The organism is Pseudomonas sp. B14(2017) (assembly GCF_002113255.1).
Taxonomy (GTDB): domain Bacteria; phylum Pseudomonadota; class Gammaproteobacteria; order Pseudomonadales; family Pseudomonadaceae; genus Aquipseudomonas; species Aquipseudomonas putida_Z.
Genome location: NZ_NEJY01000040.1, coordinates 1 through 16,999, shown reverse-complemented (window position 1 = coordinate 16,999; position 16,999 = coordinate 1). Strand labels below are relative to the sequence as shown.

Sequence of the window (16,999 nt, the reverse complement as noted above, 5' to 3'; positions counted from 1 at the left end):
TATCTAACTCATTGAATCTCAAGGAGTTTGTCGTTCCGGCGTCGCTGGAAGTGGGGCGCATTATAAGGGGATTCGAAACCCCGTCAACCCTTAATTTCACGAAACTTCAATATCGCTGAAAAAACAAAGCGGGGAGGCCTGTCGACCTCCCCGCTTCTGCTCATCCCTTACAAACTAGGGAAGGCAAACTGCGAAGCCTCATGGCTGGCACGCTGCGGCCAGCGCTGGGTGATCGCCTTGCGACGGGTATAGAAGCGCACACCGTCCGGGCCATAGGCATGCAGGTCACCGAACAGCGAGCGCTTCCAGCCACCAAAGCTGTGGTAGGCCACCGGCACCGGCAGCGGTACGTTCACACCGACCATGCCCACTTCGATCTCGTCGCAGAACAGGCGCGCCGCTTCACCGTCACGGGTGAAGATGCAGGTGCCGTTGCCATACTCGTGATCGTTGATCAGTTGCATGGCCTGCTCCAGGCTGTTCACACGCACTACGCACAGCACCGGGCCGAAGATCTCTTCCTTATAGATGCGCATCTCCGGGGTCACCTTGTCGAACAGGGTGCCACCGACGAAATAGCCATCCTCATTACCGGCCACACGGAAACCACGGCCATCCACCACCAGCTTGGCGCCAGCAGCAACACCGTCATCGATGTAACCCACCACCTTGTCACGGGCAGCAGCCGTCACCAGCGGGCCCATGTCCAGGCCGCACGAGGTGCCGGCACCAATCTTCAGGGCCTTGATCTGCGGTTCCAGCTTGGCAATCAGGGCGTCCGCCACCTGGTCACCCACGCACACCGCCACCGAAATGGCCATGCAACGCTCGCCGCACGAACCATAGGCAGCACCCATCAGTGCGCTCACGGCATTGTCCAGGTCGGCATCCGGCATCAGCACCGCGTGGTTCTTCGCACCACCCAGGGCCTGCACACGCTTGCCGCGCTTGGTGCCTTCAGCGTAGATGTACTCGGCGATCGGAGTCGAACCGACGAAGCTCAGGGCCTTCACTTCCGGCGCTTCGATCAGCGCATCCACCGCTTCCTTGTCGCCGTGCACCACGTTGAGGATGCCCTTCGGCAAGCCGGCTTCCAGCAGCAGCTGGGCGATGAACAGGGTCGAGCTCGGGTCGCGCTCGGAAGGCTTGAGGATGAAGGCGTTGCCGCAGGCGATAGCCAGTGGGTACATCCACAGCGGCACCATGGCCGGGAAGTTGAACGGGGTGATACCGGCAACCACGCCCAGTGGCTGGAAGTCGGACCAGGCATCGATGTTCGGGCCGACGTTGCGGCTGTACTCGCCTTTCAGCACTTCCGGCGCGGCGCAGGCGAACTCGACGTTCTCGATACCACGCTTCAGTTCACCGGCAGCATCTTCCAGGGTCTTGCCGTGCTCTTCGCTGATCATCTGCGAGATACGCGCTTCGTTCTGCTCCAGCAGTTGCTTGAAGCGGAACATCACCTGGGCGCGCTTGGCCGGTGGGGTGTTGCGCCAGGCTGGGAAGGCAGCCTTGGCCGAGTCGATCGCTTCCTGCACGGTCGCGCGGCTGGCCAGCTCGACCTTGCGCACGGCCTGGCCGGTGGACGGGTTGAAGACATCGGCGGTGCGCTCACCCTTGGTAACCAGTTCGCCGTGGATCAGGTGCTGAACAATGCTCATGCAAAACTCCAGATAAAGAAGGTTGAGGCAGGCGCGCGATGTGTTCACGCGCCTGGCATCAGAATCGGAAAGATCAGTCGATCAGGTTCAGGGTTTCGCCCACTGCGTCGAACAGGCGGTCCAGTTCCTGCGGCGTGGTGTTGAAGGTTGGGCCGAACTGCAGGGTGTCGCCACCGAAGCGTACATAGAAGCCTGCCTTCCACAGTTTCATCGCCGCTTCGTACGGACGCACGATGGCATCACCGTCGCGGGCAGCGATCTGTATCGCGCCGGCCAGGCCGTAGTTGCGGATATCGACGATGTTCTTGGTGCCCTTCACGCCATGCAGCAGCTTCTCGAAGTGCGGCGCCAGCTCGGCGGCGGCCTGCACCAGGTTTTCCTTCTGCAGCAGGTCCAGCGCGGCGATACCGGCGGCGCAGGCTACCGGGTGGGCCGAGTAGGTGTAGCCGTGCGGGAATTCCACGGCGTACTCCGGGGTCGGCTGGTTCATGAAGGTCTGGTAGATCTCGCTGTTGGCGATCACCGCGCCCATCGGGATGGCGCCGTTGGTCACCTGCTTGGCGATGCACATCAGGTCCGGGGTGACGCCGAAGGCTTCGGAGCCGGTCATCGCGCCCATGCGGCCGAAGCCGGTGATCACTTCGTCGAAGATCAGCAGGATGTTGTGCTGGGTGCAGATTTCACGCAGGCGCTTCAGGTAACCCTTCGGCGGCGGCAGTACACCAGCCGAACCTGCCAGCGGCTCGACGATCACAGCAGCGATGTTGGAGGCGTCGTGCAGCTCGATCAGCTTGAGCATCTCGTCAGCCAGGGCGATACCACCCTCTTCCGGCATGCCTTTGGAGAAGGCGTTCACCGGCAGCACGGTGTGAGGCAGGTGGTCGACATCCAGCAGCTGACCGAACAGCTTGCGGTTACCGTTGACACCACCGAGGCTGGTACCGGCGATGTTCACGCCGTGGTAGCCACGGGCACGGCCGATGATCTTGGTCTTGGTCGCCTGGCCTTTCAGGCGCCAGTAGGCACGCACCATCTTCAGCGCGGTGTCGGCACACTCGGAACCGGAGTTGGTATAGAACACATGGTTCAGGTCGCCCGGGGTCAGCTCGGTGATCTTCTCGGCCAGCTGGAACGACAGCGGGTGGCCGAACTGGAAGGCCGGGGAGTAGTCCAGGGTGCCGATCTGGCGAGCCACCGCCTCGGTGATTTCCTTGCGGGTGTGCCCGGCGCCGCAGGTCCACAAGCCGGACAGGGCATCGAAGATCTTGCGCCCCTGGTCGTCGACCAGGTAGCTGCCTTCGGCCGCCACGATCAGGCGCGGGTCGCGCTGGAAGTTGCGGTTGGCGGTGTAGGGCATCCAGTGGGCATCCAGCTTGAGCTGGCTGGCGATACCGGCGGTAGCGGTTTCGGGCATGTTCATCGGCGGTTCCTCGGAAGACGATTAGGCAACGATGGATGTTGTTGCAGCTAAATTGGCACGGCGATAAAGTCTGAAAAAGCCAACATTTCTAATCTTCAGACAGGCCCTGACTAAACTAATGAGCCGACGCCCCGATCCACTCGCCCAAGTCAGCGATTTCGACATCCGCCTGCTGAAGATCTACCGCAGTGTCGTGGAGTGCGGTGGCTTCTCGGCCGCGGAAAACGTGCTGGGCATTGGCCGTTCGGCCATCAGCCAGCAGATGAACGACCTCGAGCAACGCCTGGGCCTGCGCCTGTGCCAACGCGGCCGCGCCGGGTTCTCGCTGACCGAGGAAGGCCGCGAGGTCTACCATTCGGCGCTGCAGCTGCTCAGCGCCCTGGAAAGCTTCCGCACCGAGGTCAACGGCCTGCACCAGCATTTGCGTGGCGAGCTGAACATTGGCCTGACCGACAACCTGGTGACCTTGCCGCACATGCGCATTACCCATGCCTTGGCCGAGCTCAAGGACCGCGGCCCCGATGTGCGCATCCAGATCCGCATGATCGCGCCCAGCCAGGTCGAGCATGGCGTGCTCGATGGCAGCCTGCATGTCGGTGTGGTGCCACAGACCAGCCCGCTGTCGGGCCTCGAGTACCAGCCGTTGTACAGCGAGCGCTCGCTGCTGTACTGCGCGGTCGGCCACCCGCTGTTCTATGCCGATGACCAGCAGATCGACGACGACCGCCTCAACAGCCAGGAAGCCATCACTCCCACCTTCCGCCTGCCGGCCGAAATCCAGGCGCATTACCAGGCGCTGAACTGCACGGCCAGTGCTTCGGACCGCGAAGGCATGGCGTTTCTCATCCTTACCGGTCGCTACATCGGCTACCTGCCAGACCACTACGCCACGTTCTGGGTGCAGCAAGGCCGCTTGCGTGCCCTCAAGCCCCGGCAACGCTTCTATGACCTGAGCCTGAGCTGGGTAACGCGCAAGGGACGGCGGCCGAACCTGGTGTTGGAAAGCTTCCTCGAAAGCCTGGCTGCGACACGCTGATGCCAGTCTGTGCCGCAAACGCTTGTCACTTCGGCACAGGCAGGTAATCTTGTCCGACAGCCGCAGCCACTGACCCGTACGGAATCGTCCATGACCCTAGAAGTCCCTGCGCATCGCCTCTCCGCCTCGGGCAAGCCCGCGGGCCGCATCCGCCAGAAGAACGAACAGGCCATTATCCAGGCCGCCGAAGACGAGTTTGCCCGCCATGGTTTCAAGGGCACCAGCATGAACACCATCGCCCTCAAGGCGGGGTTGCCCAAGGCCAACCTGCATTACTACTTCACCAACAAGCTGGGCCTGTACATTGCCGTGCTCAGCAACATCATCGAGTTGTGGGACAGCACCTTCAACGCCTTGAGCGTCGACGACGACCCGGGCGAAGCGCTGAGCCAGTACATCCGCACCAAGATGGAGTTCTCCCGGCGCAACCCGCAAGCCTCGCGGATTTTCGCCATGGAGGTGATCAGCGGCGGCACCTGCCTGAGCGAGTACTTCAGTGCCGACTACCGCGAATGGTTCCGCGGCCGCGCCGCGGTGTTCCAGGCCTGGATCGAAGCCGGCAAGATGGACCCGGTCGACCCGGTGCACCTGATCTTCCTGCTGTGGGGCAGCACCCAGCACTACGCCGACTTCGCCACCCAGATCTGCCAGGTCACCGGCCGCAGCCGCCTGACCAAGCAAGACATGGAAGACGCGAGCAACAATCTTATCCATATCATTCTGAAGGGCTGCGGCATCAAGCCGGCTGCCTGATCGTCATTTATGCCTTCTACCCTGCTCGACCTCTGCGAATACCGCGAGGAAATCCGCAAAAGCCGCTTCATCACCCTTGCCGGGCCGATCAGCAGTGCCGCCGACGCGATGAGTTTCATCGAACGCCACAGCGACCTGGCCGCCACCCACAACTGCTGGGCCTGGAAGCTTGGCGCCCAGTACCGCAGCAGCGATGACGGCGAACCTGGCGGTACCGCGGGGCGGCCAATCCTCGCGGCCATCGAAGCGCAGGACTGCGACCAGGTGGTAGTGCTGGTGATCCGCTGGTACGGCGGTATCCAGCTGGGCACCGGCGGCCTGGCCAGGGCCTATGGCGGCGGTGCCAACAAGTGCCTGCAACAGGCACCCAAGCGGCTGCTGGTGCAGCGCAGCGAATTCACCTGCAGTTGCAGTTTCAGCGAACTGGCGCTGGTGAAGCTGCGCCTGGCTGAGGTTGACGGCCTGGTCCTGGATGAGCAGTTCACCGCCAATGGCGTGGACCTGTTGATTGCACTGGGTGATGCCCACCTGGCGCCACTGCAGCAGCAGTTGGCCGACCTGAGCCGCGGGCGCATTCTGCTCGAAGCACGCTGAACATTGCCCACAACAACTGTGGGCCGGCCTGTGGATAAGCTTGGGGCACTCGCTTGCAGGCGGCATTACTCAAGGGTTGCAGAGCCCTGATCATATTTTGATCACCATTTGATGACAGCCGCAAACCGTTGATGCTCCTGACGTTATCCCCAGGCCCACAGCCTGCGTAGCCCTGCACAGCCATCTGTGCTTGCACACAATAACTGTGGACCAGCTTGTGGATAACCCGTGCGCCAACAAGCCGAAGGCCACGCCGCACAAGGGCCTGAGGCAACTGGTGATTTTTCGTACAACCTACGACAAGGCGCCCGGCACCACAGTGCATTATCCTCAATACCCTTCTTCGAACCGATCACGGAGCGCATCGACATGGCTAACGCAAAAACCGCACTTATCATCGGGGCCTCGCGCGGGCTGGGCCTGGGCCTGGTGCAACGCCTGCACGAAGACGGCTGGAACATCACCGCCACCGTGCGCAACCCGCAGCAGCCCGGCGCCCTCGCGGATGTATCCGGCGTGCGCATCGAACAGCTGGAAATGAACGACACGGCCCAGCTCGATGGCCTGAAGCAACGCTTGCAAGGCCAAGTGTTCGACTTGATATTCGTCAACGCCGGGGTCATGGGCCCCCTGCCGCAGGACCTGGAGGCGGTACAGAACAAGGACATCGGCGACCTGTTCATGACCAACGCCGTGGCGCCGATCCGCGTGGCCCGCCGCCTGGTCGGCCAGGTACGCGAAGGCAGCGGCGTGCTGGCCTTCATGAGCTCGATCCTGGGCAGCGTGACCATCCCCGATGGCGGCGAAATCTGCCTGTACAAGGCCAGCAAGGCGGCCCTGAACTCGATGATCAACAGCTTCGTCGTCGAGCAACAACGCCCTGACCTGTGCGTGCTGGCCATGCACCCGGGCTGGGTCAAAACCGACATGGGCGGTGAAAACGCCGAGATCGACGTGCTGACCAGCACCCGCGGCATGCTTGATCAGATCAAGGCGCAAAGCGGCAAGGGCGGGCTGCGCTTCATCAACTACAAGGGCGAACCCTTGGTCTGGTGATTCACCAGGTCGCAGCCTGGCCGTGCGCAATGCCCGGCCAGGCTCTGTAGAATGGCGGCAACCGTACCTGATCGAGATGACCCACCATGTATGACTGGTTGAACGCCCTGCCCAAGGCCGAACTGCACCTGCACCTGGAAGGCTCGCTGGAGCCCGAGCTGCTGTTCGCCCTGGCCGAGCGCAACAAGATCGCCCTGCCCTGGGCCGATGTGGAGACCTTGCGCGGTGCCTATGCCTTCAACAACCTGCAGGAGTTCCTCGACCTGTATTACCAGGGCGCCGACGTGCTGCGCACCGAGCAGGACTTCTACGACCTGACCTGGGCCTACCTGCAACGCTGCAAGGCGCAGAACGTGATCCACACCGAACCGTTCTTCGACCCACAGACCCACACCGACCGCGGCATCCCCTTCGAAGTGGTGCTCAACGGTATCAGCCAGGCGCTCAAGGACGGTCGCCAGCAACTGGGCATCAGCAGCGGCCTGATCCTCAGTTTCCTGCGCCACCTCAGCGAAGATGAGGCGCAAAAAACCCTCGACCAGGCCCTGCCGTTCCGCGATGCGTTCATCGCCGTTGGCCTGGACAGTTCGGAAATGGGCCACCCACCGAGCAAGTTCCAGCGCGTGTTCGACCGCGCCCGCAGTGAAGGCCTGGTCGCCGTTGCCCATGCCGGCGAGGAAGGCCCGCCCGAGTACATCTGGGAAGCCCTGGACCTGCTGAAGGTCAAGCGTATCGACCACGGCGTGCGCGCCATCGAGGACGAGCGCCTGATGCAGCGCATCATCGACGAGCAGATCCCGCTCACGGTGTGCCCGCTGTCGAACACCAAGCTGTGCGTGTTCGACCACATGAGCCAGCACAACATCCTCGACATGCTCGAGCGCGGCGTGAAGGTCACGGTCAACTCAGACGACCCGGCCTACTTCGGTGGCTATGTCACCGAAAACTTCCACGCCCTGCACACCCACCTGGGCATGACCGAAGACCAGGCCCGTCGCCTGGCCCAGAACAGCCTGGATGCCCGGCTGGCCTGAGTGACCTGACCGCGACATGACGGTGTCGCGGTCAACCGACCTGCAACGTCGGCACGCGGGCAATGCGATTGATCTGCTGGATACCCAACGCAGAGATATGCAATGCCCGCGAGTCTTCGGCCTCGCGCATCCAGCCAGATTGCAGGAACAGCCGGAACAAGGCCTGCCCCAGTACGCCACCCAGGTGCGGCCCCTGGTCGTTCCACTCGGTACAGCGGCAGATCACGCAGCCACGTTGCTGATGCGGCGCCAAGGCATCGATGTAGACCCCGACCAAAGCCAACTGCGTCCGCCCCTCCTCGCTTACCATCAGCTGTCGACCACTCCCCTCCAGCCAGCCGGCCACCACCAGACGGTGATACAGCTCGCCGGCCAGTTCCCCGCCCAGGTGATCGCCACAGCGACGCGCCCTGCGTATCGACATGGGCAGCGGTGATACCGGCGCCTTGGCCCGCTCCCCCCTGGCGCTCTCCAACTGGACACTGGCCAGCGCCTCCACCGCTGCCCCAACTTGCGGGGTGGCCAGCCGGAAGTAGCGCTTGCGCCCCCGCGCTTCGTGCCGGAGCAAACCGGCCGACGACAACAACGAAAGGTGAGCGCAGGCCGATGACGAGGTCAGGCCTGTCATTACCGCGAGCTCGTTGGCCAGCCGCGGCGTGCCATCGATCAATGCCCACAACATGGCACTGCGCTTGGGGTCGGCCATCAGGCTGGCAATCTGGCTGATACTGCTGGCTGCGTTCATGTCCCTGTAACTCCCTGCAAGTTCACTGTGTGGATGCGATGGCCACCCCTGGCAGGGAAGCGCCTCTCGCTGGCACTGGCCTGGTTCGCCAGTATAAGCCGCAAAAAACGCCATTCAGGCAGCGTTGCACAGTGACACCACCGGTAAAAAACCACTGGGTATGCCTACCCATGGCAAGCAGTGAAACAGTGCGTGAAAGCTGCCCGGACCGCGCGGGCAAGCAGCCCGGCACACATGGCAAGAGCACGGGAACGACGGGCGGAAAAAACACCGGATGCAACTTCGGACGCGGCCGACAACCAATTTCCACAAGTAGCGCATGCCAAAGCGAAGGTTCCACGTGCTTGCGGGCATTGCACCCCAAGCAGGAAAAAACATGTAGAAAACGTTCCTGCCGACCGTCAGTCAGGACACTGATTCAGGTCATGGCAGGCAGAAGGTGCAGCGCTACACTTCATCCGCTCTCCCCCTTTGGAGGTATGCCGCGATGAAAATTGTCGTCAGTGCGTCGAGCCGAAACCCCGCCTGCCCCTGGCAGGTCCAGCTCGATCAACACGTGGTCAGTTTCCGCAGCGAGGCCGAGGCGCGTGCCTTCGTCGCCACGTTGGAAACCCGCCTGCAGGCACCTCACCCGCTTATGCGGGAGCCTTGGCCGGCAAGCGTCGGGTCAGCAGCGCGACACTGACCACCAGCGCCCCGCACAGGCTGATCACCAGCGCCATCGGCACCGCACTGCCATCATGCAGCAGCCCGACCAGCGCCGCTGCGCCGGCGGCGACGCTGAACTGCAGGCAGCCCATCAGCGCCGAGGCACTGCCGGCCCGCGCGCCCTGCCCGCTCATGGCACAGGCAGAGGCGTTGGGGATGATGCAGCCGAGGCTGGAGATGCAGACGAACAGCGGTACCAGCAGTGGCCACAGCTGTGTTGGCCGCAGTGCCGCCACGCCCAGCAACGCCAGGCCCGCGACCAGGTACAACCACACCGCACGCGCCAGCAGGAACGCCGGCCCGCGCTTGGCCAGCAAGCGTGCATTCACCTGCGCCACCAGGATAAAGCCGGTGGCATTGGTGCCGAACAACCAGCCGTAATGCTCGGCCGGCACGCCGTAAAGCTTGATGAACACGAAAGGTGAACCGGCGATGTAGGCAAACATGCCGGCGATGGCGATACCACCGGTCAGGGCATGGCCGACGAACACCCGGTCAGCGAACAGGCGCAAGTACTGGCGCAAGGCGCCAGACAGCGGTTGCCGCGGTATGTGCTCGGGCAGGCTTTCCGGCAGGCCCAGGCTGACCGCCAGCAGGCAGCCGGCGCTGAACAGGCTCAGGGCGAGGAAGATCGATTGCCAGCCGGCCACGTTCACCAGCACCCCGCCCAGCATCGGTGCCAGGATCGGCGCCAGGCCCATGACCAGCATCAACTGCGAGAACACCTTGGCCGAGGCCACCGGGTCGCACTTGTCACTGACGATGGCCCGCGACAGCACCATCCCGGCGCAACCGCCCAACGCCTGGACGAAACGCGCCAGCACCAGGGTGTCGAGGTTGGGAGCATAGGCACAGGCCAGTGACGCCAGGGTGAACAGGGTCACCCCGAACATCAGTGGCTTGCGCCGGCCAAAGCGGTCAGCCACCGGCCCGTAGGCCAGTTGCCCGATGGACAGGCCAAGGAAGTAGGCGGCCAAGGTGGTCTGGACGTGTTTTTCATCGGTGGCGAACGCCTGCGCCATGGCCGGGAAGGCGGGCAGGTAGAAGTCGATCGCCAAGGGCCCGAACGCACTGAGTGCGCCCAGGATGAGCACCATTCGCAGGTTCATCAGGAATCCATAGCAGGCTAAGCAAGTGCTCGATTCTACCTGCTGTGGGCCCTATCGACATGAAAACATTTGCAACAAATCCAAGGGCTGCCGCGGTCCCTGTGGGAGCGGGCGTGCCCGCGAATCAGGCCGCGCGGTGGATGGCACCGGCGGTGCCGGTGTTCGCGGGCAAGTGTTCAGGCTACGTCGGCCTGATAACCCTCATCGCGAATGGCCGTGAGGATCTGCTCCCGCGCCAACTCGCTCTGCACCCGTACCTGCCTGGCCGCCAGGTCGACCTCCACCTTGGCCGCGGCATCCTGCTCCTGCACCGCCCGGGTCACGGCTTTCACGCAATGGCCGCAGGTCATGCCTTGTACATTGAACACTTGCATGGGGGTTACCTCCTTCAGGTTTTCCACGAGTCTCAAGCTTGCCATCGGGGCAAGGTCAAGATCTGCCGACAACAGCCGGGGTGGAAATCCGCGCGCGCGTCGGCCAAGCTGCGCCTTTGATGATCACGCAAGCAGGAGATTCTTCATGTTCAGGGCAGCATTGGGCGTCGTAGGGCTATTGAGCACGCTGGCTGCAGTGCCACCGGCCAGTGCCGAGGGCAACTCGGACTACAGCGTGCTGATCATTTCCCGGGAGCGCCTGGAAGTGGCCACCAGTTGCGAAATCGGCATCTACCTCAACGACCAGCTCTCCGGGCGCGTGTTCCAGGAGCAATCCACCTCGTTCAACCTGCCGCCCGGCCCGGTGGACGTGCGCCTGCGCCTGCTGCCCGGGCAAATGCCCGGCTGCGCCGCGGGTGTCGAGGACCAACGCAGCACACGACTGAACCTGCAGGCGGGCCAGATCAACAAATACCGCATCGCCATGGGGCAATATGGGCTGGAGTTGAAGCGAGCCGGCCTGGGCTATTGACCTTACCTGCGTGGCAAGGTTGATGCTGGAGGCCTGTCCAAGGAGGAGAGCCATGCCCGCATCCACCACATACGACCTGCCGATCTCCGGCATGACCTGCGCCAGCTGTGCCGGCCGGGTCGAGCGCGCCCTGCGCAAGGTCACCGGCGCTGAACAGGTCAGCGTCAACCTCGCCACCGAACAGGCCCGGGTCCAGGCCCCGGCCAACAGCCTGCCCGCGCTTGTCGACGCCGTACGCGAAGCCGGCTATGGCGTGCCCACCCGCACCGTCGAACTGCAGATTGGCGGCATGACCTGCGCCAGTTGCGTCGGCCGCGTAGAGCGCGCCCTCGGCAAGCTGCCGGGGGTTGAACAGGTCAGCGTCAACCTGGCCAGCGAACGCGCGCACCTCGAAGTGCTCGCGGCCCTCGACGACAACCTGCTGATCGACGCCGTGCAAAAGGCCGGCTACAGCGCCAGCCTGCCGCAAACCGCCAGGGACGACCAGCACGCTGCCCAGCACCGCCTGCGTAACGAACGCCTGGCGGTCGGCGCAGCGTTGCTGCTCGCCCTGCCGTTGGTAGTGCCGATGCTGGTGCAGCCGTTTGGCGTGCACTGGATGTTGCCAGCGTGGGTGCAGTTCCTGCTGGCCACGCCGGTGCAGTTCATTCTCGGCGCTCGGTTTTACGTGGCCGCCTGGAAAGCCGTGCGCGCCGGGACTGGCAACATGGACCTGCTGGTAGCCCTGGGCACCAGCGCCGGCTACGGGCTGAGCCTGTACCAGTGGGCGCAGGCCCCCGCCGGCATGGCCCCTCACCTGTACTTCGAAGCCTCGGCCGTGGTGATTGCCCTGGTGCTGCTGGGCAAGTACCTGGAAAGCCGTGCCAAGCGCCAGACCGCCAGCGCCATCCGTGCCCTCGAGGCCCTGCGCCCGGAACGGGCCGTGCGCCTGGTCGATGGCCGGGAAGAAGACGTGGCCATTGCCCAACTGCGTCTCGGCGACCTGGTACTGGTCAAACCCGGCGAGCGCTTCCCGGTCGATGGCGTGGTCGAAGACGGCAGCAGCCATGCCGATGAAGCCTTGATCAGCGGCGAGAGCCTGCCGGTGCCCAAACAGCCAGGGGACAGCGTCACCGGTGGCGCCATCAACGGCGAAGGCCGGCTGCTGGTACGCACCCAGGCACTGGGCACAGAAACCGTGCTGGCACGTATCATCCGCCTGGTGGAAGACGCCCAGGCGGCCAAGGCACCGATCCAGAAGCTGGTCGACCGGGTCAGCCAGGTATTCGTCCCGGCCGTGCTGGTACTGGCGCTGATCACCCTGGTCGGTTGGTGGCTGGCCGGCGCGCCGCTGGAAACCGCGCTGATCAATGCCGTCGCGGTACTGGTCATCGCCTGCCCCTGCGCCCTCGGCCTGGCCACACCCGCTGCGATCATGGCCGGCACCGGGGTCGCCGCCCGCCATGGCATCCTGATCAAGGACGCCGAAGCCCTGGAGCGCGCCCATGCGGTCAACCGTGTGGTGTTCGACAAGACCGGCACCCTCACCTCCGGCAGCCCGCGCGTTGTCCACAGCCAGGCCCAGGTGGGCAGCAGCGCCGACCTGCACCGCCTGGCCGGTGCCCTGCAGCGCGGCAGCGAACACCCGCTGGCCAAGGCGGTACTGGATGCCTGCGCCGAACAGGGCCTGGACGTGCCTGGCGTTGCCGACAGCCAGTCGCTGACCGGGCGTGGTATCGCCGGGCGCGTGGAAGGCCGCGAGCTGGCCCTGGGCAACCGCCGCCTGCTCGATGAAAGCGCCCTGCCACCCGGCGACCTGGCCGCCAAGGCCCAGGCCTGGGAAGCCGAGGGGCGCACCCTGTCATGGCTGATCGAACGCGGCGCGCAGCCGCGGGTGCTGGGCCTGTTCGCCTTTGGTGACAGCCTCAAGCCCGGTGCCGCGCAGGCGATCGATACCCTGCACGCGCAACACATCAGCAGCCACCTGCTGACCGGCGACAACCGCGGCAGCGCCAAAGTGGTGGCCGATGCCCTGGGCATCGACGACATGCATGCCGAAGTGCTGCCGGCCGACAAGGCCGCGACCGTGGCCGCACTCAAGCAGGATGGCGTGGTCGCCATGGTCGGTGATGGCATCAATGATGCGCCGGCGCTGGCCGCCGCCGATATCGGCATTGCCATGGGCGGCGGTACCGACGTGGCCATGCAGGCCGCCGGCATCACCCTGATGCGCGGCGACCCACGCCTGGTACCGGCCGCCCTGGAGATCAGCCGCAAGACCTATTCGAAGATCCGCCAGAACCTGTTCTGGGCGTTCATCTATAACCTGATCGGCATCCCGCTGGCCGCGCTGGGTTACCTCAACCCGGTACTGGCCGGCGCCGCCATGGCCCTGTCCAGCGTCAGCGTGGTGAGCAACGCGCTGTGGCTCAAGGCGTGGAAACCCACCAGCAACACCCAGGAGGCTCCATGAACATCGGCCAGGCCGCCCGCCGCAGCGGGCTCAGCACCAAGATGATCCGTTACTACGAGTCCATCGGCCTGCTCAAGCCCGCCACGCGCAGCGACAGCGGCTACCGCCTGTACCAGGCGGAAGACTTGCACAGCCTGGCCTTCATCAAGCGCTCCCGCGACCTGGGCTTTTCCCTCGAAGAGGTCGGCAAGCTGCTGACCTTGTGGCAGGACCGCCAACGCGCCAGCGCCGATGTGAAAGCGCTGGCGACGCAGCACATCGCTGAACTGAACCGGCGCATCGAGGAGCTGGTGAGCCTGCGCGACACCCTCGGCGAACTGGTCTCGCACTGCCAGGGAGACGAGCGCCCGGACTGCCCGATCCTCAAGGACCTGGCCAATGGCGCTGCGGGCGGCTGCTGTCACTGAGCCACCCCGCAACCCTTTGGTATGCCATATACGTCCAAACACGACCGAATAGTCACCAACTGCGACTTTATCCAATAAATACGGGCGTTTCCCTACATTAAACCCGGATGCTGCCGATGCAATTGTTACCTGCCTCGTGTATCGAAAATAAAAAATCCGGGAGCGTCGATGAGCATCAAACAGAAACTGACCTGGGCATTCGCGGTCATCGCCGGCTTGCCCATCGTCCTTGTGGCCACCCTGGTGGTCCTCAACCTGCGTGGCGAAGCCCGCGACGGATTCCTCGATGGCAGCAGCCGGGAAATCCGCCAGGTCAGCAACGCGATGAACATCTTCTTCCAGGGCATCAACCAGAACGTCGAGTACCTGGCTGCGCAGCCGATGGTCGCCGCCACGGGTAGCGAACTGAACAAGTACATGAGCGCAACCCCGTCCTATGAACTGGGCGACCAGGCCAGCAAGCTGCTGGAGTTCATGACCCGCCTGGCCACCACGCATCCCAGCTATGCGTACCTGTCCTACGGGGTGAATGACGGTGGTTACGTCGGCTGGCCGGCCGGGCAGAAGTTCGTCAATTACGACCCGCGCACCCGCCCCTGGTACCAATTGGCCATGGCCAACCCTGGCAAGACCTTGCGTACCGGCGCCTACTACTGGGCTGCCGACGACGCCGTGCTGGTCAGCACCGTGCGCACCGTCGCCAACCAATTGGGCAACCCTGGCGGTGTGGTCAACGTCGACGTCTCGCTCAAAGGCCTCACCGAGATCGTCCAGCAGATCAAGCTGGGCGAAAGCGGCTACGTGCTACTGGTGGAAAACAACGGCAACGTACTGGTCGACCCTCGTGACGCCAAGCACAACTTCAAGCAACTGGCGAGCTTTGGCGACGGGTACGCCGAGCTGGCCAAGCACGGCAAGGGGCTGGCCGAAGTGGAGCTGAATGGCGTGCGCTACATGGCCAACATCTACCCGGACGAACAGCTGGGCTGGACCTTGATCGGCCTGATCGAACAAAGCGAAGTGATGCAGACCACCACCCGCCTGACCTGGCTGATCGGCGTGGTGGCCCTGGTACTGGCCGCGCTGTTCGCCGTGGTCGGTGCCACCTTTGCCAAGCTGATCGTGCGCCCGATCAACAGCGTCACCAGCGGCCTGGAAGATATCGCCCAGGGCGAGGGCGACCTGACCCGCAACCTGGAAATCCGTGGCCGCGACGAAACCGCGCAACTGGCCAGCTGGTTCAACCAGTTCCTCGGTGCCATTCGCAGCCTGATCCAGCACATCGGTGCTGCCGCCAGCAAGATCCTCAGCACCTCCAGCAGCTCGACCCGCGTTTCCAGCGACATGGCCGAAGCCGCAGGCCGCCAGCGCGAAGCGGTGGACATGGTCTCTACCGCCTTCCACGAAATGGTCGCCACTGCCAACGAAGTGGCACGTTCCTGCAGCCAGGCGGCGCAGTCGGCCGATAGCGGCCAGCAACAGGCTCGCGAAGGCCAGCAGCAGATCGATGCCGCGGTACATAGCGTCGACCGCCTGAGCCAGGAGATCGAGCAGTCGGCGCAGTCGATCCAGCAGCTGGAGCGTGACAGCAACGCCATCCAGTCGATCCTCGGCACCATCCGCTCGATTGCCGAGCAAACCAACCTGCTGGCGCTCAACGCCGCCATCGAAGCGGCCCGTGCCGGCGAGCAGGGCCGTGGCTTTGCCGTGGTTGCCGACGAGGTGCGGGCGCTGGCCAAGCGCACTGCCGACTCCACCGCCGAGATCGACGGCCTGCTGGGCAACCTGGCCAGCCGCACTGCCGAAGTGGCCGCACAGATGCACGCCAGCCTGGAGGTTTCGCAGCAGTCGGTGAGCCGCATCGGCCTGGCCCGTGACAGCTTCGGGCAGATCCGCGAGTCGGTGGATGTGATCCGCGACATGAACACCCAGATCGCCACGGCGGCCGAAGAGCAGCACCAGGTGGCCGAGGACATCAACCGGCACATCAGCCAGATTCACGGCGATGCGCAACTGGTGGCCGAACTGGCCCAGGCGGCGCGGATGGATTCGGAGAGCCTGGCCGGGTTGTCCAATGAGCTGGATGCGCTGGTGCGCAGGTTCCGTACCTGATGTTGCCTGCGCCGGCCTCTTCGCGGGCACGCCCGCTCCCACAGGTACTGCACAGGCCCTAAGTGCAGTGGGGTCCTGTGGGAGCGGGCGCGCCCGCGAAGAGGCCGGCACAGGCGACCAATCACTAAAGCCTCAATTCCCCCGGCGTCGCGCCGAACAACTGCTTGAACGCCGCAATGTAAGCCGAGGTTGAGTCATACCCACACCCCAACGCCGCCTCGGTCACACTCTCCCCTGCCTCCAGCAACGCCAACGATGACAACAGCCGCATACGCTGCCGCCAGTTGCGAAAACTCAAGCCCGTCTCCCGCTGGAACAGCCGCATCAGCGTCTTCTCCGAGCACCCCAGCTCTCGCGCCCACTGCTGCAAGGTCTGCGACTGGTCCGGTGCAGCGATCAGACCATTGCACAGCGCCAGCAACCTCGGGTGCCGTGGCAGTGGCAGCGAAAAACCGACCTCGGGCAGCATGCGCAACTGGTCGAGCAGCACCGCCACCAGCCGCGCCTCGGCGCTGTCACCCTCCGGGTAGTCTGCCGGGAACAGGCAGAACTGCTTGATCAGTTCGCGCGCCAGCGGGGTCACTTCCAGTACCCGGCATTGCTCCGGTGCCCACGGGCAGGCATCCCGGCGCACGTAAAGGCTGCGCATTTCGGCCTGCATCGAGGTGACCACTTCGTGTTCGGCATCGGCTGGTATCCACACGCCCCACTGGGGCGGGGCGAAGTAGCTGCCTTCGTGGGTATACACCCCTAGAACGCCGCTGATGGCGTAGGAGAACTGCACCCAGTCGTGCTGGTGGCGGGTGGTCCAGGAGCCGGCGCCGAGGCTTTCGGCACGGGCATAGAGTGGCCTGGGCAGGTAGTCCAGCGCCGGTATGGCGCGGGGGTGTCCGATGATCGGCATGGCGGTTTCTTGTAGTTCTGACCAGACAAGCCTAACAGCTGAGCGGGGATGACTGTGACATCTGTGCGGCCTTCTTCGCGGGCTTGCCCGCTCCCACAGGTA

At 64.2% G+C, this 16,999-nt stretch carries 16 protein-coding genes and 1 pseudogene; 11 read left to right on the top strand and 6 right to left on the bottom strand.

Features of this window, described 5'->3' with window-relative positions:
* Window positions 1-167 precede the first annotated feature (167 nt).
* Window positions 168-1,661, bottom strand: coding sequence for a CoA-acylating methylmalonate-semialdehyde dehydrogenase (locus tag CAG34_RS26950; RefSeq protein WP_023662877.1), 1,494 nt, complete (start codon window positions 1,659-1,661; stop codon window positions 168-170).
* A 73-nt stretch (window positions 1,662-1,734) separates the two neighbouring features.
* The gene (locus CAG34_RS26945; protein WP_085593426.1) at window positions 1,735-3,081 is read right to left on the bottom strand and encodes an aspartate aminotransferase family protein; all 1,347 of its coding nucleotides are present in this window, start codon (window positions 3,079-3,081) and stop codon (window positions 1,735-1,737) included.
* 118 nt (window positions 3,082-3,199) lie between these two features.
* On the opposite strand from CAG34_RS26945, the gene CAG34_RS26940 reads away from it, so the two are divergent.
* The 5 genes from CAG34_RS26940 (at window position 3,200) to CAG34_RS26920 (ending at window position 7,554) form a co-directional block, all read left to right on the top strand.
* On the top strand, window positions 3,200-4,117 hold the full coding sequence (locus CAG34_RS26940) for a LysR family transcriptional regulator (protein ID WP_025337589.1): 918 nt from the start codon (window positions 3,200-3,202) through the stop codon (window positions 4,115-4,117).
* 90 nt (window positions 4,118-4,207) lie between these two features.
* On the top strand, window positions 4,208-4,870 hold the full coding sequence (locus CAG34_RS26935; RefSeq protein WP_003257076.1) for a TetR/AcrR family transcriptional regulator: 663 nt from the start codon (window positions 4,208-4,210) through the stop codon (window positions 4,868-4,870).
* A 9-nt stretch (window positions 4,871-4,879) separates the two neighbouring features.
* Entirely contained in the window at window positions 4,880-5,464 is a 585-nt protein-coding gene (locus CAG34_RS26930) for a YigZ family protein (protein ID WP_016484768.1), read from the top strand.
* A 369-nt stretch (window positions 5,465-5,833) separates the two neighbouring features.
* Window positions 5,834-6,520 (top strand): SDR family oxidoreductase, encoded by a 687-nt coding sequence (locus CAG34_RS26925; RefSeq protein ID WP_085593424.1) that lies wholly within the window; start codon window positions 5,834-5,836, stop codon window positions 6,518-6,520.
* 86 nt (window positions 6,521-6,606) lie between these two features.
* Entirely contained in the window at window positions 6,607-7,554 is a 948-nt protein-coding gene (locus CAG34_RS26920; protein WP_085593422.1) for an adenosine deaminase, read from the top strand.
* A gap of 31 nt (window positions 7,555-7,585) precedes the next feature.
* Here the strand turns inward: CAG34_RS26920 and CAG34_RS26915 are convergent, their stop codons facing one another.
* On the bottom strand, window positions 7,586-8,299 hold the full coding sequence (locus tag CAG34_RS26915; RefSeq protein ID WP_013970739.1) for a helix-turn-helix transcriptional regulator: 714 nt from the start codon (window positions 8,297-8,299) through the stop codon (window positions 7,586-7,588).
* A 487-nt stretch (window positions 8,300-8,786) separates the two neighbouring features.
* Between CAG34_RS26915 and CAG34_RS29295 the strand changes: the two genes are divergently transcribed.
* Entirely contained in the window at window positions 8,787-8,984 is a 198-nt protein-coding gene (locus CAG34_RS29295; protein WP_075044510.1) for a hypothetical protein, read from the top strand.
* Here CAG34_RS29295 and CAG34_RS26905 read toward each other — a convergent pair.
* Window positions 8,935-10,116 carry a multidrug effflux MFS transporter gene (locus tag CAG34_RS26905; protein WP_085593420.1) on the bottom strand — a complete coding sequence of 394 codons (1,182 nt, stop codon included), beginning with the start codon at window positions 10,114-10,116 and terminating at the stop codon, window positions 8,935-8,937. The two genes, CAG34_RS29295 and CAG34_RS26905, sit on opposite strands and share 50 nt — an antisense overlap.
* A gap of 176 nt (window positions 10,117-10,292) precedes the next feature.
* Entirely contained in the window at window positions 10,293-10,490 is a 198-nt protein-coding gene (locus tag CAG34_RS26900; RefSeq protein WP_085593418.1) for a heavy-metal-associated domain-containing protein, read from the bottom strand.
* A gap of 145 nt (window positions 10,491-10,635) precedes the next feature.
* Between CAG34_RS26900 and CAG34_RS26895 the strand changes: the two genes are divergently transcribed.
* From CAG34_RS26895 to CAG34_RS29525, 5 genes and pseudogenes are all read left to right on the top strand, one after another.
* On the top strand, window positions 10,636-11,022 hold the full coding sequence (locus tag CAG34_RS26895) for a hypothetical protein (RefSeq protein ID WP_046616857.1): 387 nt from the start codon (window positions 10,636-10,638) through the stop codon (window positions 11,020-11,022).
* Between the two features lie 52 nt (window positions 11,023-11,074).
* Window positions 11,075-13,474 (top strand): heavy metal translocating P-type ATPase, encoded by a 2,400-nt coding sequence (locus CAG34_RS26890; RefSeq protein WP_085593416.1) that lies wholly within the window; start codon window positions 11,075-11,077, stop codon window positions 13,472-13,474.
* Window positions 13,471-13,881 (top strand): Cu(I)-responsive transcriptional regulator, encoded by a 411-nt coding sequence (cueR, locus tag CAG34_RS26885; protein WP_085593413.1) that lies wholly within the window; start codon window positions 13,471-13,473, stop codon window positions 13,879-13,881. Before CAG34_RS26890 ends, cueR begins: the two co-directional genes overlap by 4 nt.
* A 168-nt stretch (window positions 13,882-14,049) precedes the next feature.
* Window positions 14,050-15,135, top strand: a pseudogene (locus CAG34_RS29530) (sensor histidine kinase); the annotation flags it as partial.
* A gap of 90 nt (window positions 15,136-15,225) precedes the next feature.
* A complete protein-coding gene (locus CAG34_RS29525; protein ID WP_371033815.1) occupies window positions 15,226-15,993 on the top strand; it encodes a methyl-accepting chemotaxis protein in 768 nt (255 codons plus the stop codon).
* Window positions 15,994-16,117: 124 nt separating this feature from the next.
* Here the strand turns inward: CAG34_RS29525 and CAG34_RS26875 are convergent, their stop codons facing one another.
* Window positions 16,118-16,897 (bottom strand): helix-turn-helix transcriptional regulator, encoded by a 780-nt coding sequence (locus CAG34_RS26875; protein ID WP_085593411.1) that lies wholly within the window; start codon window positions 16,895-16,897, stop codon window positions 16,118-16,120.
* Between the last annotated feature and the right edge of the window lie 102 nt (window positions 16,898-16,999).